Annotated in this window: 21 protein-coding genes and 1 pseudogene; 9 read left to right on the top strand and 13 right to left on the bottom strand. The window is 71.1% G+C overall.

All coding sequences use genetic code 11. The features are described from left to right. Positions 1 to 18: 18 nt before the first annotated feature. Together ACWD26_RS35485 and ACWD26_RS35480 are read left to right on the top strand one after the other, a co-directional pair. Entirely contained in the window at positions 19 to 1860 is a 1842-nt protein-coding gene (locus ACWD26_RS35485) for a condensation domain-containing protein (RefSeq protein WP_451276343.1), read from the top strand. Beyond that, a complete protein-coding gene (locus ACWD26_RS35480) occupies positions 1857 to 3014 on the top strand; it encodes a tetratricopeptide repeat protein (RefSeq protein WP_451276341.1) in 1158 nt (385 codons plus the stop codon). Before ACWD26_RS35485 ends, ACWD26_RS35480 begins: the two co-directional genes overlap by 4 nt. Positions 3015 to 3228: 214 nt before the next feature. Here the strand turns inward: ACWD26_RS35480 and ACWD26_RS35475 are convergent, their stop codons facing one another. Both ACWD26_RS35475 and ACWD26_RS35470 read right to left on the bottom strand, forming a co-directional pair. Further along, the gene (locus ACWD26_RS35475; RefSeq protein WP_451276339.1) at positions 3229 to 3567 is read right to left on the bottom strand and encodes a thioredoxin family protein; all 339 of its coding nucleotides are present in this window, start codon (positions 3565 to 3567) and stop codon (positions 3229 to 3231) included. 242 nt (positions 3568 to 3809) lie between these two features. Further along, positions 3810 to 4949: a PucR family transcriptional regulator gene (locus ACWD26_RS35470; RefSeq protein ID WP_451276337.1), complete on the bottom strand. Its 1140-nt coding sequence runs from the start codon at positions 4947 to 4949 to the stop codon at positions 3810 to 3812. 87 nt (positions 4950 to 5036) lie between these two features. Between ACWD26_RS35470 and ACWD26_RS35465 the strand changes: the two genes are divergently transcribed. The 5 genes and pseudogenes from ACWD26_RS35465 to ACWD26_RS35445 all read left to right on the top strand — a co-directional run bounded on the left by ACWD26_RS35465 (position 5037) and on the right by ACWD26_RS35445 (position 8680). After that, on the top strand, positions 5037 to 6092 hold the full coding sequence (locus tag ACWD26_RS35465; protein WP_451276335.1) for a ferredoxin reductase: 1056 nt from the start codon (positions 5037 to 5039) through the stop codon (positions 6090 to 6092). Positions 6093 to 6099: 7 nt separating this feature from the next. Beyond that, the gene (locus tag ACWD26_RS35460) at positions 6100 to 7218 is read left to right on the top strand and encodes a fatty acid desaturase family protein (RefSeq protein WP_451276333.1); all 1119 of its coding nucleotides are present in this window, start codon (positions 6100 to 6102) and stop codon (positions 7216 to 7218) included. Positions 7219 to 7220: 2 nt separating this feature from the next. Next, positions 7221 to 7482, top strand: a pseudogene (locus ACWD26_RS35455) (IS256 family transposase); the annotation flags it as partial. Positions 7483 to 7607: 125 nt separating this feature from the next. Then, positions 7608 to 7919 (top strand): DUF2332 family protein, encoded by a 312-nt coding sequence (locus ACWD26_RS35450; protein WP_451276331.1) that lies wholly within the window; start codon positions 7608 to 7610, stop codon positions 7917 to 7919. Positions 7920 to 7951: 32 nt separating this feature from the next. Continuing rightward, a complete protein-coding gene (locus tag ACWD26_RS35445) occupies positions 7952 to 8680 on the top strand; it encodes a DUF2332 family protein (protein WP_451276329.1) in 729 nt (242 codons plus the stop codon). A gap of 191 nt (positions 8681 to 8871) precedes the next feature. Here the strand turns inward: ACWD26_RS35445 and ACWD26_RS35440 are convergent, their stop codons facing one another. After that, on the bottom strand, positions 8872 to 9705 hold the full coding sequence (locus tag ACWD26_RS35440; protein ID WP_451276327.1) for a hypothetical protein: 834 nt from the start codon (positions 9703 to 9705) through the stop codon (positions 8872 to 8874). A 790-nt stretch (positions 9706 to 10495) separates the two neighbouring features. Further along, on the bottom strand, positions 10496 to 12469 hold the full coding sequence (locus tag ACWD26_RS35435; RefSeq protein WP_451276325.1) for a hypothetical protein: 1974 nt from the start codon (positions 12467 to 12469) through the stop codon (positions 10496 to 10498). A gap of 432 nt (positions 12470 to 12901) precedes the next feature. Between ACWD26_RS35435 and ACWD26_RS35430 the strand changes: the two genes are divergently transcribed. Beyond that, a complete protein-coding gene (locus tag ACWD26_RS35430; protein WP_451276323.1) occupies positions 12902 to 14965 on the top strand; it encodes a SpoIIE family protein phosphatase in 2064 nt (687 codons plus the stop codon). A gap of 74 nt (positions 14966 to 15039) precedes the next feature. Here ACWD26_RS35430 and ACWD26_RS35425 read toward each other — a convergent pair whose 3' ends face one another. Further along, entirely contained in the window at positions 15040 to 16641 is a 1602-nt protein-coding gene (locus ACWD26_RS35425) for a TROVE domain-containing protein (RefSeq protein WP_451276321.1), read from the bottom strand. A gap of 403 nt (positions 16642 to 17044) precedes the next feature. Here ACWD26_RS35425 and ACWD26_RS35420 point away from each other — a divergent pair, with 403 nt between their 5' ends. Then, a complete protein-coding gene (locus ACWD26_RS35420) occupies positions 17045 to 17980 on the top strand; it encodes an alpha/beta hydrolase (RefSeq protein ID WP_451276319.1) in 936 nt (311 codons plus the stop codon). Here the strand turns inward: ACWD26_RS35420 and ACWD26_RS35415 are convergent. From ACWD26_RS35415 to ACWD26_RS35380, 8 genes are all read right to left on the bottom strand, one after another. Next, on the bottom strand, positions 17925 to 18776 hold the full coding sequence (locus tag ACWD26_RS35415; RefSeq protein ID WP_451276317.1) for a class I SAM-dependent methyltransferase: 852 nt from the start codon (positions 18774 to 18776) through the stop codon (positions 17925 to 17927). The two genes, ACWD26_RS35420 and ACWD26_RS35415, sit on opposite strands and share 56 nt — an antisense overlap. Next, positions 18773 to 18964: a hypothetical protein gene (locus ACWD26_RS35410; RefSeq protein ID WP_451276315.1), complete on the bottom strand. Its 192-nt coding sequence runs from the start codon at positions 18962 to 18964 to the stop codon at positions 18773 to 18775. The genes ACWD26_RS35415 and ACWD26_RS35410 overlap by 4 nt, the downstream gene beginning before the upstream one ends. A gap of 45 nt (positions 18965 to 19009) precedes the next feature. After that, on the bottom strand, positions 19010 to 20803 hold the full coding sequence (locus ACWD26_RS35405) for an ABC transporter ATP-binding protein (protein WP_451276313.1): 1794 nt from the start codon (positions 20801 to 20803) through the stop codon (positions 19010 to 19012). Positions 20804 to 20841: 38 nt separating this feature from the next. Continuing rightward, positions 20842 to 20967, bottom strand: a complete 126-nt coding sequence (locus tag ACWD26_RS35400; protein ID WP_451276311.1) for a hypothetical protein — start codon at positions 20965 to 20967, stop codon at positions 20842 to 20844. A 2-nt stretch (positions 20968 to 20969) separates the two neighbouring features. Further along, positions 20970 to 21599: a hypothetical protein gene (locus ACWD26_RS35395; RefSeq protein ID WP_451276309.1), complete on the bottom strand. Its 630-nt coding sequence runs from the start codon at positions 21597 to 21599 to the stop codon at positions 20970 to 20972. Beyond that, positions 21596 to 23515, bottom strand: coding sequence for an alpha/beta fold hydrolase (locus ACWD26_RS35390; protein WP_451276307.1), 1920 nt, complete (start codon positions 23513 to 23515; stop codon positions 21596 to 21598). Before ACWD26_RS35390 ends, ACWD26_RS35395 begins: the two co-directional genes overlap by 4 nt. A 148-nt stretch (positions 23516 to 23663) precedes the next feature. Beyond that, positions 23664 to 23957, bottom strand: a complete 294-nt coding sequence (locus ACWD26_RS35385; RefSeq protein ID WP_451276305.1) for a hypothetical protein — start codon at positions 23955 to 23957, stop codon at positions 23664 to 23666. 205 nt (positions 23958 to 24162) lie between these two features. Continuing rightward, on the bottom strand, positions 24163 to 25578 hold the full coding sequence (locus tag ACWD26_RS35380; RefSeq protein ID WP_451276303.1) for a phytoene desaturase family protein: 1416 nt from the start codon (positions 25576 to 25578) through the stop codon (positions 24163 to 24165). Positions 25579 to 25720 lie beyond the last annotated feature (142 nt).

The following is a 25720-nucleotide window of genomic DNA, read 5'->3' as shown; positions in this document are numbered from 1 at the left end:
GACGACAGGAGTGTGTGCATGGACGTCATTCGTTCCGGCCCGGTGGGCTGGGCGCAGCACTGGTATTGGCTGCTGGACAGCGATCCGGTACGGGGCGACCGGCCGTTGGACGCCTACGCCAAGCGCATCGCCGTTCCCGCCGGGGTGACGGTCGACGAGGTGCGGCATGCGCTGCGGGCTCTGCTGGAGAGATACGAGGCACTGCGCACCACCTACGACAGCGACGCCTCCGGCGCGCCGCGCCAGCTCGTGCACGCGGGGTGCGAGCCGCAGCTGGTCGTCATGCCCTCGGACGGCACCGGGGACGACGCCTCGCTGGAACGATCCGTCCCCACGACCGGGGTGTTCGAGCGTTCCTCCTGCTTCGCCGTCGTCGGCGTGGCGGAGGAACGGGTGACGGACCTGCTCGTGGTGTTCCGGCAGATCTCCGTTGACGGGGTCGCGATCGAGAAGGTCCGCGGCGAACTGGAGCTGCTCCTGCGCCAACCGGGCACTCCGTTGCCCGCGGGTGGGCCCGGGCCGCATCCGCTGGACCATGCCGAGTGGGAGAACGCGGAAGAGCAGCGGAAGGCCAACCGGCGGGCGCTCGCCTACTGGCAGCGGCAGTTGAGGCGCGGTCCGCACACCTCGATCCCCTTCTCCTGGCCGGCGCCCGAGGGGTCCGTCAGCTACGAGACGACGGTGGTCTCCCGGCGCGGCGCCGAGCTGTGCGCCCGTATCGCGCAGACCTGCCAGGTGACCGAACCCACCGTCGTGCAGGGCGTGCTCGCGCTGCTCGTGGCGGGATGGACCGAGCACGACGTGTGCGTGCTGCTCTCGGTGTTCGCGAACCGATGGAACGAGGAGACCCAGGAGAGCGTGTGCCGCTTGGCCGGGGGCGGCCGGATCGTCTTCGACCTGCCCCGCGACCTGACGGTTCGCAAGACCCTGCGCACCTGCCATCTCTCCTTGATGGAGATGTACATGAACGCCAGGTACCACGTGGGGGACCTGGTGATGCACGAGTCACGCGAGGCACTGCGGCAGGGCGCCAAGACCGAACCCGGCATCATCTTCGAGTACCACTACGCCAACCAGGAGCCGCTGTTCGCCGACCGGTCGGCCGAGCCGGAGCGCATCACGCAGACGAGGATGGACTGGCGCGTGGCCGGCATGCTCGTGGACGCGTCCCTGTCGGACCGAGGGCTGGAGATCGCGATCAAGGCACCCACGGAAGTACTGCCGGAGAGCTCCGGAGTGCCGTGGGTGGAGACCTTCCTCGGGCTGCTGGAACGGATCGCCGAGAACCCCGACGTCGGCGTGGGTGAACTGGTCGCCGGTGTCCGGCTCGACGCCCCGTGGAAGCAGCGCGGGTGGGTGTCACTGGACAACGCCTGGGTCCACCTCGACAAGATCGCGACGCTGCTGACCGAACACCCCGGCATCGCCGACGCCGTGGTGTTCACCTCCCCCCGGGAGGACACCGACGAGCTCGTCGCACGGGTCGTGGCGAAGAGCCCGGACCTGACCGAACAGGACATCGCGGAGTACCTGCGGGACATGGCCACCGATTTCCCCTCGATCGTCCAACCGCACCGCTATGTCGTCGAGCACATCGGAACCGCCACGGCCCCGGCCCCCGGGGAGAACACCGAGAGCGCGGCGATGAGGGCGTTGAGGGAGGCCTTCGAGGCCGTCCACCCCGAGGTCGCACTCAAGACGTCCCGGACGTACGCGGAGAACGGCGGCGAATTCCTGCGCGTACCGTCCCTCATGGCGGAGGTGCGGAAGCGCGGATACTCCGGCCTCCGGCACGCCGACTTCGTTGGTACGGCACCGCTGCGCCGTGTGGCGCTCAAGATGACCAGGGCGGCGGAATGATCGTCTCCACCACCGCGTTCCTGAGAAGGAACAACGGCCACGCGATTCTTCCCGAGAGCAGGCCGTACGCGTTCAATTACCGGAGCCCGGCGGATTCCGCGAGTTCCGTGGATCCCCAGGAACTGCTCACCTCGATATTCGCCCTCGGATTCTCGGGACAGGCCCGGGCGGCGGCGCGGCTCGCGGAGGAGCGGGCGGCTGAGCTCGTGAACTCGGGGCCCGAGCACACCGGTGCCACCCCCCACCTCGCACGGGCCGGGGCGTTCTGGCTGGGTGTCGTGGGAGATGCCGAGAAGGCCGCCGATCGCCTTCAGGATCTGCTGGAGCGGCGCCGCGACGCCCTCGACGACCGCGAGGTGTTCGAACTCCGCAGCGACATCGCGTACTGGCGTGGGGAGTCCGGTGACACGGGCGGTGCCCTGGCGTCGTTCGAACAGTTGCTGGCCGATGTGGTCGCGATGCTGGGCCGCGAGGATTTCTACGCCTTGCAGGCCCGGAACAACGTCGCGTACTGGCGCGGGGTCAACGGCGACGTCAAGCGGGCCCTGGACGACTACCGCGGGCTCGTGACGGACTGCGAGAGCGTTCTCGGAGCCGACGACCGCGAAACGCTGATGATCCGCAACAACCTCGCGTACTGGCGTGGGGAGTCCGGTGACGCGGGCGGTGCCCTGGCGTCGTTCGAACAGTTGCTGGCCGATGTGGTCGCGATGCTGGGCCGCGAGGATTTCTACGCCTTGCAGGCCCGGAACAACGTCGCGTACTGGCGGGGGTTCAACGGCGACGTCCGAGGAGCCCTGGAGCAGTACCGGACCCTCCTGGAGGACTGCGTGCGCATCCTCGGCGAGCGGGACTACCACACCTTGTCCACGCGGCTCCAACTCGGGCTATGGAGCGGGGTCGCAGGAGATCTCGCCGACGCGACAGAGGCACTTGGCGAGCTGCTGCCCGACGTGGAGGACGAGTTGGGCGCCACCCATGAGCTGGGCTTCTCGGTCCGTCACCAACTGGGCCGCTGGCATGGCGCCCGTGGGAACACCCAGGACGCCGTCTCGATCCTCGCACCCCTCGTGGCCGACCAGCGACGTGTGCTCGGCGACAACGACTACCGCACCCTGGCATCCCAAGGCCTCCTGACCCGTTACACCAGATGAACCCGACCCACTGCCGGTCCCGGTACTACACGAGCCCGTCCGGGGCCGGCAGAGCGTCGACGAGCCGGCATTCGAGGGACGTCAGGAAGCTGACGAAGTTCGGCGAGAGAGGACGGCGGTGTCCGTCCTCAGGGCGAGGACGAACTCGTCGCGGTCCTGGAAGGCCTTCAGACGAGACGTGAGGGCCGCTGCGGCCATGTGCCGCAGCGGCCGCTCAGAGGTGGCCGTCCAGGAACTTCCGTAGCTCGGCGATGGTCATGGGCCCCGTGCCGTGCGCCACCGCCTCTCCCTCCTTCAGCAGGACGTAGGACGGGGCTCCGGTGATCCCGTATCGCTCGGTTGCGGCCGGACAACGCGTGATGTCGGCGCGGACGGCCGTCAGGCGGCCCGTGTAGTCGTCGGCGATGTCACCCACGACGAGGTCCATCGCCCGGCAGGGCTCGATCGCCTTGGGCCATGTCCCGGTGAAGTATGCGAGGACCGGAACTGCGCTCATCCCGAGGATGAAACTGAACTCCGCGTCCTCACGGGGTCGGTGAACCCGCTTCGCCATGCAAGCTCCTGACCTCACGTTCCGTCATTCCAGCCCCATCATCCCTCGCGCGGTGTGCCAGGCCGGCCCGGTCGGTCGTCCGGTTGACCTGTCGGAAGGGAGGCACGGGGCCGCTCCTGGTGACCCGGCCTGGCCGCCCCGCCGGTCACCCGGCTGCAGCCCGCCGCGCGCCCGGGCAGCGCCCCCGACGGGAACGATTCCGGACCGCTCACGGACGCGGTCGTGGACGGTCGAAGTACGCGTCAACTGCCCCGAAGACCGACCGCCAGCGTCAGTTCAAGGACCCGGTGCGGCGATGCGAGATCCGGAAACAGCTCCCGCAGCTGCGACATCCGGTACCGGACGGTCTGGGGATGGACGAACAACGCCGCCGCCACCTCCTCCCGCCTGCCCTGGTGCAGCAGCCACGCCCGCAACGTCTCCTCCAGCCGCCGTGCGGTCGCGACAGGCAAGGTCCGCAACGGTGCGAGGGCTCGGGCACGCAGGTCTGCGAACGCGTCCACGTCGGCGCTCAGCACCAGCTCGGGCAGGTGGTCCTCGGTGTCGCGGATATCGGAGGAGAGGGAGCGGGCGCGTACGGCTCGTGCGTACGAGGCGGACGCACGAGTCCATGGCCGGGCCGGGCCGACCACGGCGGTGCGGTCGGTCAGCTGCCGCAGGAGATGTGGTCGGTCGGCGTCGGGGACGAGCAGCACACCGGTGGCGTCCGGCAGATCGTCGAGGACGAGGGTGCTCGGGTCGAGCGCGCGGTAGGCGGGCCGGGCCTGGGCGGCGGGCAGCAGGACCGCGGTCAGCGAAACCGGAGGCTGCCACCCGGCCCGTTGAACAGAGGCCAGCAGCACGTCCGGGCTCGCGCCTGCGAGGAGGTCGCGGGCCAGGTGTTCCAGGTGGCGCTCGTGGTCCCTGCCCCGGGCGGCCAGTTCGTCGGCGTGGCCCGCGGCGCTCGCGGCGGAGAGCTCGTCGATGTAGGCGAAGGTCAGCTCGGCGAACTTGGCGACCTCGGCGGCGGGCAGACCTGCCGGTACGGCACCGGCTGCCAGGCAGCGCCAGGCCACGCGGGCGCCGACGCGGTAGGCGCTGAGGAGGGCGTCCATCGAACGGCCGTCGCGGACCTCGCCACGGCCCAGCTCGTAGGCTGCGTCACCGGCGTCGCCGCCTGTGGCGTTCCCGCTCGCGAGGTCCAGGTAGTGCCCCAGGGCGGTGCGGACGGCTCGGCGGATGGTGGCGCCCATGTGGCCCGACAGCGCGTTGGCGTAGGAAGGGACCTCGTCGATGATCGCCTGGACGACCTCGTCGGCGGTGGTCCTCAGCGCGGCCCGAAGTGCGGTGACCGTCGTCTCATCCAGGGCCAGTTCGCTGGCCCTCCGGATTGCATGGCTCACGTTTCTGTTCCCTGCGAACAATTCAGTCGACCAGATTCACGTCCTGCGGTCAGGACTTTACGCCCTGCGGCGCAGCAAGCTGGAGTCATGACGAGTGCAGCCCTCCGCAGCAGGGCGTGGAAAATGTTGGAGATGGTCACGACGCCGCTGCTGCCGTCGGACTACCTCGACCTGGTCAGCCCGCTGCGTGCGGGCGCTGAGCTGCGTGGACGCATCGAGGCCGTGCACGCCGAGACGGGTGACGCCGCGACCATCGTGATCAGGCCGGGACGGGGCTGGCGCGGCCACACAGCCGGTCAGTACGTGCGGATGGGGGTCGACGTCGACGGGGTGCGCCTGTGGCGTGCCTACTCCATCACCTCGCCGACAAACCGCCCAGACGGCCGCGTCACGATCACCGTGAAGGCGATCCCGGACGGCAAGGTCAGCAACCACCTGGTCCGCAGGGCGAAACCGGGCACGCTGATCCAGCTCGACCAGGCGACCGGTGACTTCGTGCTGCCGCAGGCCAAGCCCGCCAAGGTGCTTTATCTGACGGCTGGCAGCGGCATCACGCCCGTGATGGGCATGCTGCGCGACACCGAGTTCGACGACGTCGTCATGGTCCACTGCGCGCCACAGCCGCATGACGTGATCTTCCGCAACGAACTGCACGACCTGGTCGCGGACGGGAAGCTGCGGCTCACCGAGGTGCACACCGACACAGACGGCATGCTCGACATCGCCCGTCTCGACCAACTCGTGCCCGACTGGGCCGAGCGCGAGACCTGGGCTTGCGGGCCCGCGGGCCTGCTCGACGCCGCCGAAGAGCACTGGACCGAGCACGGCGTCCAAGAGCGCCTGCACACCGAACGCTTCCGCCCCAGCATCGCCGTCGCCGGCGACGGCGGCGAGGTCACGTTCAGCGCCAGCGGCAAGACCGTCGACGCGGACGGCGCCACGCCGTTGCTGGACGTCGGCGAGGAGGCCGGCGTGCTCATGCCCTCCGGTTGCCGCATGGGCATCTGCTTCGGCTGCGTCACGCCGCTCAAGGCGGGCGCCGTCCGCGACCTGCGCACCGGCGAGATCACCGAGGCCGAGCCGGGCGTCCTCATCCAAACCTGCGTGTCCGCCGCGGCGGGCCCCTGTGACATCGAACGGTAGGAGCACCTTGACCGCCATCGACCCCACCGCCCACCTGACCGCGGAGCAGATCGAGGAGCTCGGCCGCGAGCTGGACGCGATCCGCGACGAGGTGATCGCCGGCCGCGGCGAGAAAGACGCCGCCTACATCCGTAAGGTCATCTCGGCGCAGCGCAAGCTCGAACTGGTCAGCAGGGGCGTGCTGCTGTTCTCGATCTTCCCGCCCGCGTGGCTGCTCGGCACCGCCGGTCTGTCCGTGGCGAAGATCATGGACAACATGGAGATCGGCCACAACATCCTGCACGGCCAGTGGGACTGGATGCGGGACCCGAAGATCCACTCCACCACCTGGGAGTGGGATCACGTCTCGCCGTCCGAGCAGTGGAAGCACTCGCACAACGAGCTGCACCACACGTACACCAACGTGATCGGCAAGGACAACGACCTCGGCTACGGCATCATGCGCGTCGACGAGGACCAGAAGTGGCACCCGTTCCACCTCGGCCAGCCGCTGTGGAACTTCATCAACGCCTGCTTCTTCGAGTACGGCATCGCGGCGTACGACCTGGAACTCGGCAAGAACCTGCACAAGCGCCGCCGCAAGAACCCCGAGTTCCGTGCGCGGGCCAAGGCCGTGGGCCGCAAGATCCGCAAGCAGGTGCTCAAGGACTACGTGATCCATCCGCTGCTGTCCGGCCCCTCGTTCCTCCCCACGCTCGCCGCCACCTTCACCGCCAACCTTGTCCGCAACCTCTGGTCCCACTCGGTGATCATGTGCGGGCACTTCCCCGAGGGCGTGCAGGTCTTCGAGCGCCGGTCGATCAAGGGCGAGACGCGCGGCCAGTGGTACCTGCGCCAGATGATGGGCTCGGCGAACATCAGCGGCAGCAAGGCCATGCACTTCATGACCGGCAACCTGTCGCACCAGATCGAGCACCACCTGTTCCCGGACCTGCCGAGCAACCGGTACGCCGAGGTCGCGGTGAAGGTGCGCGCACTGTTCGAGAAGTACGAGCTGGAGTACGTCACCGGGCCGCTGCCCAAGCAGGTGTTCTCCGCGTGGCGCAAGGTCTTCCGGCTCTCGCTGCCGAACAAGAAGCCCAAGGTCAAGACACCGGACCGCGAGCAGGAGCTCGTCGCGGCCTGATCCATGACTTTCCGGCCGAACACTGGATCCACCTGCGGACCACGAACCCCATCGAGTCGACCTTCCACCGTCCGGCTGCGGACCGATGTCACCCGCGGCGCCGGCTCCCGCACCGCCGCCCTCGCCGTGGTCTTCGAGCTCGTCGAGTCCGCCCAACAGCGGTGGCGGGCGGTAAAGCGCGCCCCTCTCGTCGCCCTCGTCCGCGCCGGAGCCCGCTTCGAACGCGGAGTCCTGGTGGAACGCGAGCAGCGCACCGCAGCCTGATTGTCTGGCGCACATGTGCAAGAACGAGGCCGACCGGCCCGCCACTGTGTCTCTCGCAACACCCTCTCGCCGCGTCCCGGCCCTCAACACCGGGCCGGAACGTGATCACCAGAGGAGAAGAGCGAATGAGGAGCCAGGGGAGCAGCACCCCCACCCCGGACATCGACCTGGGAACGATCGCGCGCGAATACCGGCTCTTCGCCGAGCGCCAGGCGAAAGGCCACTCGCCCGTCTACGAGGCGTTGAGCGTCGCGGTTGCCGGCGACGAGAGGCTCCTGCGGCTGCTCCACACACTTCCGCCCGTCAAGCGCCAGCTCAACCTGCTGCTCGCTGCCGCACGCCGCCTCGGCGCACCCCTCGACTCGACCAGCGAGTTCTTGACATGGGTGGTGACCCGCTGGGACGAGTTGAGCTCCCTCATGCTCGTCGGCGACTGACGCAAACGAACGAAAGCGCCCGGTGCGCCACCTTGCTGCCGGTTCTGGCCGCACTGCCGCAGCCGCTGGCGCTGACAGAGGTCGGAGCCTCGGCCGGGCTCTGTCTTTACCCGGACCGGTACCGCTACCTCCATGACCAGAGTCAGCCGTTCGGCCCTGCGGACAGCCCGGTCACCCTTCCTTGCCGTACCACCGGGCCGGTGCCGATCCCGCGTCAGGTGCCCGTCGTCGTCTGGCGGAGTCAGGTGCCCGTCGTCGTCTGGCGGACTGGGGTCGACCTCAACCCACTCGACCCCTGCGACCCCGAAGACACCAGCTGGCTGGAGAGCCTGGTCTCGCCGGATCAGACCGAGCGCCTGCAACGGCTGGGCGGTGCCCTCAATGTGGCACGGGCCGAACCCGCGCACATAGTCCGCGGCGACCTGAACGAGGCAGTGAGCAGCCTGGTGGCTCAGGCTCCCACGGGGGCTACGCCCGTGGTCTTCCACAGCGCGGTACTGGCCTACCTCTCCTACGACGCACGCGCCCGGTTCGCGCGGACGATGCGAAATCTCCCATGCCGCTGGATCTCGAACGAGTCCCCGAGCGTCTTTCCCGCGCTGCTCGATCTCCTGCCTGAACCGGCCCCCACCGACCGCGCCACTTTCGTGATGGCCCTCGACGAACGTCCGATCGCATTCACAGGACCCCACGGCGAGCGTCTCCACTGGCTCAGCGATGCCGGCCTGCCTGTTTCCGGCGAATGGAGAGCCACCTTCTGACCGAGTTTCGGTGGCTTGCGACGTCGCAGAGGGGCTTGCAATCGGGTGAGGCGGGGTGTGTCACCGCCACTGGGGTGTATGGGGAACCGACGAAATGCGGTGCTCGGGGTGACGGAATACGTGGGGCGCAAGATCGGTCGGCTGGGCGGCTTTGGCTCTCGTGGGACTCGCAGTGATGGGTCGGTGCCCCGCTAGCCGAGCTTCCGCAGCACCTCGGCGATGGTGGCCCGGTACGTCCGCAGAGCCTGCAGCCCGGCGGCGTAGCGGTCACGGTGCCTGATGATGTCCACGGCCTGTTTCCGCGCCCGGACAGCGTGCCAGAGCTCGGCCGTATGGTGGCGGCGCTTGCAGATGACGTCCGCGGCGGCGGTGGCCCGCTCCCGCGGCGTATGCCGGGTGTTGCCGTCACTGCCCCGCTGCCAGGCGGTGTCCGTGTACGCCGCCACGGGGTCGGGATAGCGCGTGAATCCTTGTTCTGCCACACAGCGGGACCACACATCCCACGCCGCACGGAGCCGCGGGTCGCGCCTGACGGCCTTGTCGACCTCGATCGCCCGTGTACTTGCGTAGAGCCAGTCCCGCTTGACGTCGATGCCGCGCATCAGCCGCCGGTTCGACTCCGCGTTACAGGCGGGGAAGTCCGCATACTCGGCGTGAGTCATCCGGCGGCCCTTCGGCCGCAGAGCCCGGGACTCTGCCGGGTCCCAGCCGTATCCCCAGCGGCGGGCGGCGGCGAGATCCAGGGCACCGTAGTCGGTGCTGACCGCGGTGGCGACGATGGGATCGCCGGGGTAGCGGGGGTCGAGCGGGAAGTCCGGGTGGCCGTGCTCCGCCATGCACTGCCGGACCAGCAACGCCGATGCCCGTTGCCATCGCTGGTAGTCCTGCGGCGTGTAGTCGTAGCGGTCGGCCGGGAGGGGGCCAAGGTCCGACGCCGTACGGATGACCTCCGGCCGTCCTGGACCGGAGACACAGAGCGCCGCCAGCACCGCCACGACACCCAGTCGCCACCCCCGCATTGTCATGCACAGGAATGGTAGCGAACATCGTGCAACGGCCGACCATGGCCACAGCAACTCATCCACGCCCGCCAGGACTCCCCACGACAGTCCTGCGCCGCTACTCCCGGGAGGAGAACATCAAACTCCGCGAGGTCGCCGCGGTTCGCCTGGAGTGACGCGCCGGCCATGGCCGACCGGCAAACTCGATGGATCGGGTTCGTGTCTGGCTAAGGCTTCGTCAGTGGTTCATGGGCGAGTGCGCTCCCTGGCCGGTTTCAAGCATGTTCGGCACGGTCGGCGGCCCACGCGGAAGGCCCGCCGAGCCGGACGCCGCGGCGCGGCGGGGGCGGTGGCGGTTCAGGCGACCGACGCCTACGAGGCAGCGGCACCGGGCCGGCGGTCAGCCCGGTGCGGTCGGTCAACGGCGGTGCGATTAGGAGTACGCGGCCAGGACGCCTCCGGTGGCGGTGGCGGTCAGGACCGCTGGCGCGGGTGGCGGCCACGTTGGCCACGGCCCTGAGGGCGCCGTTGGCGATCGCGGTCAGGAAGGCGCAAAGTGTTGCTGTTCGGGTCGCGCGTGACTGCCCATCATGAGGTGGGGGCCGCTCCGGTGGGCGGCCTCGTCACCACCGCGGCCAACGTCAACGACGTCACCCAGACGCTCGGCCGGTCGACGGCATCCCATCCGTGGCCGGACGGCCCGGCCGCCCGTGCCGCCGCCTCGAATCCCGCCTCGGCTGCAGGTGCTACGACTCCACCCCCCACCGCCGAGAGCCGCACAAGCGCACCCGTTGAGGGCCGCGGCTGACCTGTGTCACGGCTGCGAGCGCAGCAGCAGGGCCAGCGCCCAGTCCTGGTCGTTCATGAGCGGGTCCGGGCGGTGCGCGGGACGTCCGTCCACGCAGCTGGGCATGATGAAGGCACAGGTCGCCAGGCCGTGCGGGGTGAAGTCGACGAGGTTGGCCGCGAAGATCGCCTCGGCGACCCGCTCGGTGTCATCGTCCCGCAGGGCCTCGGGGAGCTGCCGGAGCGCTATCGCCGTGAGCACGCTCCAGTGGTGCGGGAACGTGTCCCCCCACAGTCGCTCGATCCCGAACCAGTACCCGTCCCAGTGCCGGATGCCGATGTCCCGGAGCCGGACGTGCGGCTGCGGCCCACCGAAGGCGCGCAGCCACCGCACGGCCGGCCCCAGGGCCGTCGACAGCCGCTCGTCGGGCGCCACTTCATACGCCGTCGCGAGCAGGGTGACCAGCGGCGCGACCATCGACTGCTCATAGCTCACCTCGTGGCGCGGCAACGCGGTGCCCCGGTCGGCGAACCGCAGCGCGTGCTCGACCAGCGTCTCCCGCAGGCGCTTCGCCCGCCCCGTATGGCCCTGCTCGTCGAGTGAGGCGGCCACGGCGGTCATCGCCTCGGGCTGCCCTATGAGCAGGTGGTCACGGGCGCCTAGGGAGTACGACGCCTCCAGCAGCCGGGCCGCGAGATCGAGGTCGGCCGGGTCGCCGTAGAGGACGAACTGGTCGTGGAAGAAGTGCGCCAGCCAGGGGGTGTTGTAGAGGCGCTGCGTCTGGGGGGCCGGGCGGCTGCCACGGCGGACCGAGCCGTCGGAATCGACCAGGCGTTCCCGTGCGAAGCGGGCGAAGCCCCGCAGGGCCTCGTCGATCGGGCCCGAACCACCCCAACCGCGCATCCGGGCCTGCTGGAGCAGCACGGCCATGCCCAGGCGCTCCGCCCCGTCGGTCCAGTCCGGCCACCCGTTCTCGGTATGGCGCAGGCCGGTGCGCGCGTCCACCGGCACGAACGCGTACCGCTCCGGCTCCGGCCGCTCGTGGGGCCGGTGCTCACCGACGATGCGTGCGACTCTCGCCTCCGCCAAGTCCCGTATCGGGGCGAGGAAGGCGACGGCGGTCCTGCTCCGGCGGCCGTCACGGTCAAGGTCGATGTGCTGGATCCCGTGGGTGGTGTACGACGAGACGGCGTCGTCGGCGAGTGCCACACCCTCGGCGAGGCGAAGCTCCAGGGCGCTGCCCACCGGGGCGGTCAGGGACGGCAGTTCGGCAGGGGCGTCGGTGGCGGCGAGGAAGGCCTCCCGGGCGTCGTACCAGCCGAGCTCCCAGGCGAGGACGTACTCCTCTGCGGGGGCGAGGTCCACAACCGGCTGGCCGCCGAACGCCTCGGGGTTGCGTGCGTGGTCGGTCGGGTGGACGACGAGGTGACCGCGGATGTCGGACCAGGTGACGGAGTTGCGGGACTCGATCGAGTACGCCCACAGCGCGCCCGTCCGGACGATCGCGCCGAGCAGCGGGGGAGTGCCGGCCATCGGCTCGGCCAGCAGCCACGACCACGCCCCGCCGGTGAAGACGTGCGCGTGACAGCTCCGCGCGAGCGCGCCCGCCGCACCGTCGTACACATCCCGGATCGGTACGTTCAGCCCGAGGCCGGTGATCCGCAGTGGCTCGTCGCCGGTGTTCGTCCAGGTGTAGGACTCGGTGTAGCGGTCCCCGGTGACCTGGCGCCGGACCGTCAACTCCAGTCCGGGCACCGGCCGGTGCCGAGCGGTCGCGCCGTCGGCCCGCCATTCCGTCTCGTACGGCGTCTGCCAGCGGCCGGAGCCGCGCGAGGTGATCGCGAAGCCCGTGCCCCAGGCGTGGTCCGGCCCGTGCCAGGTGTCCACGGACTCGTCGAGCAGGTAGAGCCGGTCCGGGTCGCACGCGTGCTCGAAGGCTGCGGGGGAGGCGTCGGCGCCGAGTACCGCCCATCCGCCGCCGAATGCGAACCGCCGTGTCATGTGCGCTCCTTCGTCCGGTGATGCGGACATGATCGCGCCCTCCGCCTCACGCGGGCAGGGGCATCCCGCCGCAGATGACGGACGTACGAGGGACGTGGGTGGTCATCGACACCAAGGGGCTCCGACCCCGGCCGGACCATGACCGGCTGCGCTTCCCCTGCGGTCCGGACCGGCCCGCGGTCGCCTGCCCGCACCCTGCGCCCACCGCGCGACCGGACCGCACGCCCGCCCGCGCGCCAAGGGGACGGGGTACCAGGTCCCGCAACCTGGATGATCGCCCGCCGGTCCCGGCCGGCCGAGTCCTTGCGAACCGCGTCGCGTGGCACAGGCGGCCATGGCGTGCGGCGTCGCCTCGGTAGAGGTAAGACTGGCAGGGACCCCGGCGGACGGGCCCAGAGCGCATCCTGCGCTGCCGCCGGAAGGAGCCCCGCTATGCCTGAGCGAGAGACCCGGACGGGGAGCGGCCGGCAGGACCGCGCCACCGCCGCGCCTGGTGGGCTCCTGGACGTGCTGAAAGTAGCGGCGCTGGTCCTGGCAGGCGACGGCCGGATCGCGCTGTGGAGCCCTGAAGCCGAGTCGTTGCTCGGTTTCTCCGCCGCCGAAGCGCTGGGCCGGGACGCGGGCGCGCTGCTCGTGGCCCCCGAGAACCGGACGCGGGCTCACGAGCTGTTCGACCGCGTGCGCACGGGGGCGCGGTGGGCCGGCGTCTTCCCGGTGCGGCACAAGGACGGCTCCATGCGCCGGGTGGAGTTCCGCACCATGCAGCTGCGCGATGCCCAGGGCGACGTCCACGCCCTCGGCCTGGGCACCGATGCCGAGACCGTACGGAACGTGGAGCGGGACCTTGCTCTGTCCCACATCCTCGTCAGCCAGTCGCCGGTGGGCATCGCGGTCTTCGACACCGACCTGCGATGGGTGCGTGTCAATCCGTCCCTGGAACGCATCAACGGCGTCCCCGAGGAGGCCGTGCTGGGCCGCCGCGTCGGTGAGGTGCTGCCGGCCCTCGACGTTCAGGCCATCGAGTCGCGGATGCGGCAGGTCCTCCGGACCGGTGAGCCGCTGCTGGACCAGCAGACGATCGGCCGGACGGCAGCCGACAGCGAGGATCGCGCCTACTCCGAGTCGTACCACCGGATCGAGGACGCGAGCGGGCGTGTGCTGGGTCTGGCGATCTCGGTGCTCGACATCTCCGAACGGCAGCGGGCGGCGGCCGAGGTCGCGCAGGCGCGGGAGCGTCTGGCGTTGATAGCCGACGCCGGCATCCGCATCGGTACCACCCTCGACCTGCGCCAGACGGCACGTGAGCTCGCGGACGTGGCTGTTCCGGAGCTTGCCGACCTCGTGGCCGTCGACGTGCTCGACTCGGTGGTCAACCCTGGCGGCACGGCCCCACCCCGCACGGACGGTTCCCTCGACTTCTGGGCGCTCGCCCTCAAAGCAAGCCGTCCCACCGATGCGATCCCAGCCGCGGACCCCGGCCGGGAGCCCGTCCTGTACGGCTCGTCCCGGATGGTCACCCAGTGCGTACGCGAGGCACGGCCGATCCTGCTGGAACACGTGGACGACACAACGATGCGGCGTATCGCCGGGGACGACTCCGCGGCCGAGGCGCTGCGGCGCGCCGGCGTCCACTCCTACCTGGCCGCTCCGCTTAGGGCCCGCGGCGATGTACTGGGTGCGCTCAGCCTGTGCCGTACGGTCAACCCCCGGCCGTTCGACGACCAGGACCTCACCCTTGCCACGGAGCTGGCCGCGCGTGCCGCCATCTGCATCGACAACGCGCGGCTGTACGGACGTGAACGCGACACCGCCCTCACCCTCCAGCGCAGCCTGCTGTCCCAGAAACCGCCACCACATCACGGCGGCATCGAGGTCGCCTCCCGCTATCTGCCCGCCATCAGCGAGGTGGGCGGGGACTGGTTCGACGTGCTCCCGCTCAAGGACGACAAGGTCGGACTCGTCGTCGGCGACGTCATGGGCAAGGGCGTGCACGCCGCGGCGATCATGGGCCAGCTCCGCACAGCCACCCGCGCCCTCACCCGGCTCGACCTGCCTCCGACCGAGCTGCTGCACCACCTCGACGACCTCGCCACCTCCCTCGGCGACTCCGACACGCTGGCCACCTGCCTCTACGTCGTCTGCGACCCACGGCACAACCGATGCGAAGTCTCCCGCGCGGGCCACCTGCCGCCCGTCCTGGTGAACCCGGGCGGGAAAGCCACCTTCCTCGACATCGCCGGCGGTGTGCCGCTCGGGGTGGGTGGCGTGCCGTTCACCGTGGAGGAGCGGGAATTCGCCGAAGGGGCGGTGCTCGCGCTGTTCACGGACGGCCTGGTGGAAAGCCACACGACGCCCGTCGGAGCGGGACTGCGGCGCCTGCTCCGCCTGCTGGACAACACCAGCCTCCCCCTGGAAGAGACGTGCGACATGCTGCTCGGCCTGAACCGCCGGCCGGACGACGACGTGGCGCTGCTCCTCGCCCGGCACGCGAGCTGATGCCGTCCCGTGTTCCGGGCGATGGGGCGACACCCCACACCGGTCGCCACTCCGGTCCGGGCGTGCCTTTCGGATCAGGCCGGCTCGGCCGTCCACGGCCAAGCGGCCTCGCGGCCGGCCTCGACGAGGCCGACCATCCGGAACGCGGCGTCCGTGAGGCCGCCGAAGGTGTGCCGGTGAGGGCCCGTGGGGCCGTGGGCGGGCCGGTACCCCGCCAGGTTCCACGTGTAGACCGGGATGTCGGCCGGGACCGGTTCGGCCGGGTCGCCGGGGCCGTGGGGGGCGGCCTGCTCGTCGGTGACGATCAGGACCCGGTCGTGCTCCCGGTAATGGGTCCGCACCGCCTTCGTGGTGTGGGTGCCTCCGAGACGGTGGAACCGTTTCAGCACCTCCAGCACCGGCTCGCCCGGCCCGAACGGGACCTCTGCGCTGCTCCAGCCGAACTCCACCAGATCCGCCCGCTCGGCACGCATCGCCAACGCGGTGCCGAACACGGCCGCCGCGTCCGCCCGAGTCAGCCTGGACCGCTCGGAGAGCGTGTCCCAGAACATGGAGTCGGACCGGTCCACCAGGATCAGGGTCCGCCCTGGCAGGGGCGGTACGTTGGCCAGCGAGTGGCCCAGCGCCCGTTCCAGCGCGTCCGCCCAGCGCTGCGAGGGCGCGTGCCGGTGGGCGGCCAGGTAGCGGAAGGGGAACTGCCGGGACCGGGCGACCTCGGCGGCGTCCGAGAGCCGTGCGGCGACCCGGGCCGCGACCTCGTCCGAGACCCCCGCCTCGTCGAAGTTCCGCAGGTTCCGCAGGAGCGCCATCGGCGCCATCGTGGGGATCACGGCTTCCCAGACGGCGGCGTCCAGCGGGCCGTGGAGCCAGCCCGCCAGCGCCTCCCACGTCATGCCCGACGCGGCCAGCCGCTCGGCGCCGCCCGGCCCGGTCACCACCGCCCGCCGCTCGTCCACAGCCGACTCCATCAGCGCTCGGTGGGCCGTCAGCAGATGGTCGGAGGCCGGCGGAACCGCCTGCTCCGGGTGGTGGCGGCGGTCCAGGGCGTACCGGAAGAGCGCGCCCTGCCAGGGCTTGTCCGGGTCGGGGGAGGCGTGCACCAGGTTGAGCACGTCGCCGAAGCGGAAGCCCTTGGAGGCGGTGTCGTACTTGAGCAGGGACCGCGACGTGTAGAGGCGGCGTACGCCGTCGGCGATGCCCCGCTTCACGGGCTGCGGCATGTTCCGCCCGTACGCCGAGATCCAGTGGGCGAGCAGCTCGCCGGGCTCGTCGGCCCGCTGGAGCACCGAGTCGATCACGGACCGGTTGGACGGACCTCCGGACGCCCCGGCGTCGATCCGGGCCCGCACGTACGCGGCGGCGCCCACCAGGGACGCCGTGCGCATGTTGCCCTCGCCGCGAAGCCAGCGCAGCAGGCCGGCCGTCCACACGGGGTCCTGGACAGCGAGTTCACCGACGAGACGGGCGTACCGGTCGTCCCGTTCCGCACCGGTCTCGTAAAAGGTCCGCTGGGAGACGAAGTTGCCGACCGCCAGGAGGAAGAGCTCCTCGCGGGGCTCCCGGACGAAGGCCGGGCCGTTCTCGTAGGTGCGGAAGTCCGGCCTGACGGGCTCGTGTTGGGCTCGTGGTGGGGTCAGGGAGCGGGCGGTCGCCGAGATGTGCGGGGCCACGAGCATCTCGGGCCAGATCTTGGAGACGCGTGGGGTGTGACGAGGCAGTGAATCCCCCCGGATTCAAAGGATGGGACGGCCCCGGCCACAAGGTCCGACGGGGCGAAGACGCCCGCGCCTGCCGAGATCAAAGGGGCGGCGGCGTCACTTGTTTGTCGTAGGAAGTAGCCGCAGCCGAGCGCATCGGAAGGCGCGGTCGCGATGCCAACCTACAAGCGCCACCGGGCCGCACACCAGCGATTAAATCGCGTGGCGCCGCAGGTGCGGGGATCGGCCGGGCGGGAGAGCCTTGCTGCACGTAGACGTGGTGTCCATGGGCGTCGTGGCCGATCCCGCCGGGATGGGCGATGCCGCTCGCGTCGCACCCGGCCCCGCTGACGGCGCGGCCACCACCCGGAGGAGAACGACCATGACCTCACCGGCCGACGAATCCACGCGCGGGGTGCGCCGGATCATCCTGGACGCCGCCGGGGTGCGGCTGTCCGCACTGCTCAGCGAGCCGGCCGGCGGGCCCGCCCGTGCCGTCGTCGTCGCCGTGCACGGCGGCGGCATGAACGCCGGCTACTTCGACTGCCGTGCCCACCCCCAGCAGTCGCTGCTGACACTGGGGGCGGACCTCGGCTACACCGTCCTGGCCGTGGACCGGCCGGGCTACCGCCACTCCGCCGCCCGGCTGCCCCAGGGGCAGAACCTGGCGGAGCAGGCCGTCGCGCTGTGCGCCGCTCTGCGTGACTTCACCTCCCGCCACGCCACGGGCGCGGGCCTGTTCCTGCTCGCCCACTCCTACGGCGGCAAGGTGGCGCTCACCGCCGCCGCGGACCCCGGTCTGCCGCACCTGCTCGGGGTGGACGTCTCCGGCTGCGGCCACAGGTACGCCGTCGAGCCGGACGAACTGCCCACCGCCCACGACGACGGTGGCCGACTGCGCAGGTGCTGGGGGCCGCTGCGGCTGTATCCGCCGGGCACCTTCGCCGCGAGCGGCCCCATCGTCGAGCCGGCACCCGCCCGGGAGCGGGCCGAGCTGGCCCGCTGGCCGCTGGTCTTCCGGGCCACGGCGTCCCGCGTCCGCGTACCCGTACGGCTGACGTTCGCCGAGCACGAGGAGTGGTGGCGGCACGACGACCAGGCACTCGCCGAACTGGCCGCGCACTTCACGGCGGCCCCGCGCGTGAGCGTCGACCGCCAGCCGGAGGCCGGGCACAACATCAGCCTCGGCTGGGCCGCCCGCTCCTACCACCTGCGCGCCCTCGCGTTCCTCGAAGACTGCCTGACCGCCCGCGAGACGACCCTCACCCCACGTCCCGCCGTCCACCCCCTCCCGTCCGCGGCCGCAGCGAGGGCTTGACGTACGTGCAGATCACCAGCGGGGAGTGCGGGGCGTACGGCTCGGCGTCGGTGGGCCAGTCGCCGAAGCGGCTCTCCGGTTCGAGGCCCGCGGCACGGGCGTACGCGTCGATCTCCTCCGGTGCGGTCAGCCGGGAGACCTCGGTGCCGACGCGGGTGCTGCCGTCGGCCTCGTACCAGACGTGCGAGAGGTGCCACAGCGACTCGGGCAGCAGTTGGGAGTGGCTCTGCAGTCCGGTGCCGGGTTCCGGGTAGGGCGTGAAGTAGGTGGCGCGGGTGCGGCCCTCGTGCAGGTCGAGGACGGCGGGCTTGTTGTGGGTCTCCACGACCAGCCTGCCACCGGGGGTCAGCAGCTCGGCGGCGCGTCGTATCGCCTGCTGCTGCTCCTCGGGCGTGAGCAGCATCGACAGGGTGGCGCAGATGCAGTACACGAGCCCCACCGTCCGGTCGGCGGTGTAGGTGCAGATGTCGGCGTGCACGGGCTCGACGGGGGTCTCGTCGGTCAGGTTCCGGCGCAGGACGTCGAGCATCTCGGGCGAGGAGTCGACGCCGGTGATCCCGCCCACGAGGCGGGACAGCGGGAGCGCGATCCGCCCGGTGCCGACGCCGAACTCGACGGTGCCTGAGGCCGGGTCGGGGTGGAGGGAGGCCAGCAGCCCCACCTCGGCGACGACGGACGCGTCGTCGGGGAACAGTCGGTGGTACCAGCCGTCGAACTGCCGGCCGTAACCGATGTCGTCGACGATGCCGGCCGACGTGGTGGAGGTGGTCGTCGTGGGCTCGGTGGACGTGCTCATGGGTGCTGCCTCCGCTTCTTGGGTGGGGTGTTCCTCGGATGGGTGTTCCGCATGGCCTGTGAGCACACGCCGAAAAGCAGTACGAGGGCGGCGCCGATGACGGCGGGAGCACTGACGGCCCGGGTGGCGATCAGGAAGCCGACGATGCCGAGGGCCACCACCAGCGGGGTCAGCAGGAAGTCGTTCATCTGGTTCTCCTGTCGGGATGTTGTTCTCCTGTCGGGATCTCTGGATCAGGACGCCACGTCGCTGAGCGCCTGGAGACGGGCGAGGCGGCGGTAGAGGTCGCTGTGCCGGTGGAGTTCGTCGTGGGTGCCGATGCCGTGCACCTGGCCGTGGTCGAGCACGACGATCTGCTGGGCCTCGGTGACGGTGGACAGCCGGTGGGCGATGGCGATGACCGCGCAGAACTCGGAGATCATGGAGATGCTGTCGCGCAGCGCGTTCTCCGACTCGCTGTCGAGGTTGGCGGTGGCCTCGTCCAGCAGCAGGAACCGGGGCGCCTGCAGCAACGTACGGGCGATGGCGAGGCGTTGCCGCTGACCGCCCGACAGACCGGCACCCCGGTCGCCGAGTTCGGTGTCGAGGCCGTGCGGCAGCGCCGCTGTCACCTCGGTCAGGTTGGCCATGCGCAGCGCCTCGGCGATGTCCTTGTCGCCGGCGTCCGGCGCGCTGTAGGTGAGGTTCTCCCGGACGGTGCCGCGCAGCAGGGTGTGGTCCTGGTCGACGTACCCGACGATGGACCTGAGCTGGTTCAGCGGCATGTGGGTGATGTCCGTGCCGTCGATGCGGATGGCCCCGGACACCGGGTCGAAGAGCCGCTCGATGAGCTGGAAGACGGTGCTCTTGCCGGCGCCGGACGGGCCGACGACGGCGGTGAGCCCGGTGGCGGGGATCCGGAAGGAGACATCGTCGAGGACGACCTTGCTGCTGCCGGGGTAGGCGAAGGCCACCCGGTCGAAGGCGAGACCGCTGTCGTACGCGCCCCTGGGGGCACGGGTGCCGCGCTGGCGCTGGGCCGGGGGCTCCGGCGGACGCTCGCCCTCCACCTCGATCTTGCCGAGCTCCGCCAGGCGGTCGATGGACGCCCTGCCGACCTGGAACTGCGCGATCGACGTGAACAGCGTCAGCAGCGGGGCCACCAGATAGAAGAGGTAGAGGATGAACGCCGTCAGGTCGGCGGCGGTCATCTCGCCGGTCGCCGTACGGGCCGCGCCCAGGGCGATGACGACGGTGAGGGCGAGTTGAGTGCCGATGCTCATGGTGGGGTCGAGGAGCGACGACAGCACCGTCACCTTGATCCCGGACTTACGGGCCTGTTTGGCGATGTCCGCGATGCCCTCGGCCTCCCGGGCCTCGGCACGGGACGCCTTCACCGTCGGCATCGCGCCGAGCACCCGCATCAGCGCGGAGCCGAAGTTGCCGGTGTCGGCCTGGTTGGTGATCGACACCTTCCGCACCCCGCGCGCCAGCCACAGCGAGATGACGCTGGTGACGCCGAGACAGCCGAGCGTGGCGAGGAGCAGTACCTCGTCGACCCACGCCATCAGCGCGATGCCGCCGATCACCAGGAACCCGTTCTGGATGATGCTGTCGATGGCGTGCGTCATCGTGGTGCGGGCGAGGAGTGTGTCGCTGACCATCCGGGCGAACACATCGCCCTGCTTCCAGCCGCTGTACGCCCGGAACCGGGAGCGCAGCAGCCGGGAGGCGAGGGTGCTGCGGATGTCGTAGACGATGTTCTCGCCGGCCAGCCCGATGACGTACGAGTGGAGGGCGCCGAGGACGGCGTCGGCGAGGAACAGGGCCGCGGCGATCAGGATGGGGCCGGTCACCGGTTGCCCCTGCTCCACGGAGGCGACCAGGGCGCCGATGACCGCCGGCTGGGCCAGGGACGCCGCGGCGCCCAGCAGGCCCAGCAGGATGCCGAGGCCGATCAGGCCGCGGTGGCGGCCGAGGGCCCGCCACGGCTTGGCGCCCTTGCCCCACAGCAGATGCAGATGGAGCTGGGGAACCGCCCGGTGCACGGCGCGCGGCCTGCTGGGAGGCCGCGTGCCGCCGGGCTTCACTCGGCGTCACTCCCCTCGTGCTTGCGCTGCCGCACCACCTGGACGTACAGGAGGGCCGCCTTGACGAAGCCGAGGCCGATCATCACGAGGCCGCTGATGAAGAAGGGGTTGTCGAGACTCATGGTCAGGTCCTCACTTCGGTCTTGGCGGAGGCGGGCGGAGCGGACGGGGTGAGCGGAGTGCTCGGGGCGTGCGGGTCGAGCGGCACGAACGGGGAGACGAACATGAGCTGGGGGCCCTGGCGCATGTCGTATCCGGTGCCGGAGGCCAGGGCGAACTGGAAGCCCCTGACGTCGTGGTGCGGCGTTCCCCCGGCCGCGATACGGGTGCGGACGTGCTCGGAGATCAGCCGGTAGCCGGGGGTGTGCGCGGCGGCCGCGAAACCCTGGTCGAGGCGGGGCAGGATCTCCTGGCACGCGTCGAAGACGGACTTGTCGGCGCGGCGGGTCGGGAACCAGAACAGGTGCAGCGGCTTGCGGTCCTCGATGCCGCTGGCGTCCTGCCAGCCGGAGGCCGTGCCGTCGCCGCTCACCGTGCGGTACAGGAAGTGGAAGTCGAACATGGCCGGGTGCGGCGCGAAGAACCGCCAGTTCGGCAGCAGGGAGAAGTGGTCCCGGGAGCGGACCCGGCCGAAGTGCTGGTGGGGGTGCTGGCCGGCGAGGGTCATCAGGAGCACGGCGGCTCCGGCGATCCGCCAGGGGGCTCCCTCACCGGTGAAGACGTTCTTCAGCCGGAGGCGGGGCAGGGCGGTCATCGGGTGGCCTCCTTGCGCGGGGCGGGGCGGGACGGCCGGGAGGGGCCCGAGCCGGGGGAGCGGCGGTCGGGGGCGCCGAAGAACGCGACGACGCGGTCCGTCACCTGGTGCGCGAAGCGGCTGTTGATCAGCATGGTCTCGTGGGTGGCGCCCTCGATGACCACGGCCTCGCTGCGCGCGCCGACGTGCGCCTCGGCGAGCTCCCTGTGGAGGAGGAGCTGTTCGGGGTTGGTGTCCACGGTCCGCTGGGCGGAGAGCACGAGCGCGGGTACGCCCTCGATCGGGTCGAGCGCGCCCTCGAAGGACGCGAAGTCGGCGCGTATCGCCTTCCATTCGCGGCGTGCGGCCTCCCACATGCGGGCGTCCGCGTACTGCGCGAAGACCTTCTTCCGGTAGGCGTACGGCAGTTCGGTGATCCAGAGGGGGCGGGTGAGGAGGGCGCCGGTGCCCAGGCGCAGTGCCCGGCTGACAGAGGCGAAGTGGCCCGAGAGGCCCTTCTCCACCTGGCTCAGTCCGCCGCCGAACTGGCCGGGGTGGGAGGAGTCGAGGTAGACGACGCCCTGGAGCCGGTCGCCCAGGTGACGGGCGGCGCGGCGGGCGATCTCGCCGCCGATGGAGTGGCCGACGAGGATCACCCTGCGCTGCGGCGCGACCGCTCCGTTCACGAGGTCGACCAGGTCGTGCACGGACTCCGACAGCCGGTACGGGGTGGTGGCCCTGCGGCGGCTGCCGGCGTATCCGGCGCGGGCGTAGGCGACGATGCCGTACCGGGTCTCGTGGGCCAGCCGTTCCGAGATCCAGGCGTAGTGCTCGCTCGTCGACAGCAGGCCGCCGGCCAGGACGACGACCGGCTTGTCGGGGTCGCCGGGCGAGTACTCCTCGTACTGGAGCCGGTTGCCGTGACGGGTCGTCAGCATGCGGGAGGAGTGCCAGCCCTCGGTGGTGCGCAGCCGCCGCCGTACGGCGGTCACGGCCGCCGCGGCGGTGCCGCCCGCGAGGGCGACGAGCGCGGCCTTGACGGCACGGTCGTCACGTCCGGCGACGGCGGCGTGGGACCGCGGGGTGCTGGTGTAGGCGACCAGGGGGTGGAACGCGGGGAAGGCGGTCACGAACCTGCTCAGGCCCATGAAGTAACCGTTGGCCACGTGGAACGCCGCGGCGCTGGTGATCATGGAGCGGGTCAGTTTGCCGCCGCGGGCGTAGGCGAGCGGGAAGAGGCATTCCAGCGCCAGCACGCTGTGCGTGAGCGCCTTGGCGGTCTTCGGGTGCTCCTGGGTCCAGCGGAACATGCCCTCGTGCCCGTACGTACGGGTGCGCATCACTCCGCCGAGCGCGGAGGCGTCCCGCCAGGGCTTGCCGAACAGCTTGACCCAACCGGACACCGCGTACGCCATGTTGGCCTGGAGGGCGGCGTACCACACCAGCGCGTCCTTGGCCGCCGGCGAGGGCACCAGACGGGCGGCGCCGGTGGCGATCTGGACCAGGGTGGCCACCTGGTCGGAGCCGTCGCCGCCGTAGTGGTGGCGCGGGGCGAGCACGGCGGAGGAGGCGCCGAGGAACAGGTTGCCGGCACCCCGCCACCGGGAGTCGCCGGGCAGCAGCATGCCGACGGCCACGGCGGAACGGGCCACGTGCAGGGCGGTGGTCGTGTGCACTCCGCTGACGCTGTCGACCAGACGGCGTGTCAGGGGGCCGGCTCCGGCGAGGTACTGCCTGGCCACCTCCCAGTCGTTCATGCCGCCCTTCTCGATGTCCTTGCGCTGGGTCAGGTACTCCAGGGAGGACTGCAGACTGGACACGGCGGCCAGCCGCTCGGACATGCCGATGGCGCGATCCCGGCCGACCGCGGCCGGACCGAACACCGCGGAGGTGATCCTTCCTGGAATTACGGCAGGGATCTTTCCGGTGAATTTCACGGGCCCCTCTTTCGTGGTAACCTCGTCGAACGCTTTCTTGTCTCAGAGCGCGCTGCCGGGCCAGAACACACCTCTGGCCCGGCAGTTTTCATGCACCTTCTCGATTCAGCTCCAGGTGGCCGGCCGCCGCCGGGCCATGCGGAGTGGATCAGACCGGGGTGCCACCCACGGCCGCCGCCTGGGCGTTCGCGGCGTTGGCGATGGCCTGGTTGGCGTCCGCCGCGGCGTTGTTCGCCTCGACGGCGCTGGCCGCGCCGACCACCTGGGCGACACCGCCACCGACCTGGGCCAGGTCCGCCAGACCGCCCAGCGCGGCGAGGGCGTTGTTGGCGTTGGCGATCCGGCCGATGCGCGGGGTGCCGAGGGTGGGACGGGCGGACGCGAGGATGACGCCCTCGACGGGCAGGTCCATGCGGTCCATTGCCTTCGCGATGCTGCTCATTCGCTTTTCCCTTTCGTTTGTCTTCTTCTTTTCGAGGGCTTCGGAAAACCTTTTTCCGTGCCCTTCGAGAAAGAACACTACGGGCGCCCACAGGTGCTTCACATCGAGAAAATTGACGAATCCTGGAGTGGCGGGGGTCACAGTGCGCGGACGGCACGAAAAAAGGCCCGGACCGCGCGGGTCCGGGCCTTTCTGGAAAAGGGACTCATCGACGAATGCGGCGCAACGCCGACGCGGCCGCGTTCGCGCCGCACATGCCGTGGGCGCCGGCCCCCGGTGGCGTGGCCGCCGAGCAGATGTACATGCCCGGCACGCCGGTGCTGTAGGGGTCGAGCGCGGCGCGGGGGCGCAGCACGAGCTGGAAGGCCGTGTTCTCCCCGGCCACGATGTCGCCGCCGACGTAGTTCGGGTTGTACTCCTCGAAGCCGGCCGTCGAGCGGACGGCCATGTCCAGGACCCGCTCGCGGAATCCGGGGGCGAACCGTTCGATCTGTGCGACGACCGCCTCCGTGGCGTCGCCGTCGTAGCCGTGCGGGACGTGCGCGTACGTCCAGACCGGGTGGACGCCGCCCTTCGAGCGCCGCGGATCGGCCAGGTACTGCTGGCCGACGAGGACGAACGGCCGCTCCGGCATACGCCCGGCGTGGATCGCCCGCTCGGTGGCGGCGACCTCCGCGTAGTCCCCGCCGAGATGGACGGTGCCGGCGCTGCGGGCCGCCTCGTTGGCCCATGGCACGCCTCCCTCGACAGCGAAGTCGACCTTGAAGGCGCCGGGTCCGTGCCGGTACCGGCGATAGGCCCGGGCCACCCGCGCGGGCAGCCGGTCGCCCAGGATGTCGGCCACCGCGCGCGGCGTGAGGTCGAAGAGGGTCACGTCGGCCGGTGGCAGATCGGCCGCGGAGCGCACGCGCACACCGGTCTCGATCCGGCCGCCGGACTCCCCGAGCCGCGCCGCGAGCGCGTCGGCGATGGCCTGGGAACCGCCCGCGGCCACGGGCCAGCCGTGGCGGTGGCCGGCGGCGATGATCGTCAGGCCGATGGCGGCGCTCGCCGGCTGGTGGAACGGGCGGAACGCGTGCGCGGCCACCCCCGCGAAGAGCGCGCGGGCTGTCTCCGTCCGCCACAGCCGGGCCATCGCGGCGGTCGGCAGCAGGGCCTGCGGCCCGAAGCGGGCCAGACGCAGGGGATGCCGCGGCAGATGGGCGAGCGGCCGCATGAGGTCCTCGGCGAGGGCGTCGTAGCCGTCCGCGAGCGGGCCGAAGACCCGCCTCCATCTGCGTCCGTCCACCTCACCGAGGCCGGCGGCCGTCTCCGCCACCGACCGGTGCAGGACCCCGGCCTCGCCGGAGTCCAGCGGGTGCACGCAGTCGATGTCCGGCAGGCACCAGGTGAGGCCGTGGCGACCGAGGTCGAGTCCGCGCAGGAACGGGGAGCCGACGGCCATGGGGTGTGTGGCGGAGCAGTGGTCGTGCAGGAGTCCCGGGGTCAGTTCGCTGGTGCGCGTGCCGCCGCCGATGGTGTCGGCAGCCTCCAGGACGGTGACCTCCACACCCTCCCGGGCGAGGAACACGGCGGCGGCGAGACCGTTCGGGCCACTGCCCACCACGACGGCCGTACTCATGGGCCTCCTGCGTCTCCTCGATGACGGGCGCCGCTCAGCCGGTTCGCGAAGTCGTGGACGGCGACGTGGTGGACCGGGCCCTCGAAAGGGCCCGGTCCGGGCCGGTTCACCACTCTGCGGGACGTGAGAAGGCCGTCCCGGC

This window comes from Streptomyces sp. NPDC002787, from assembly GCF_053592095.1.
This window is presented reverse-complemented; position numbering and strand designations above follow the sequence as displayed.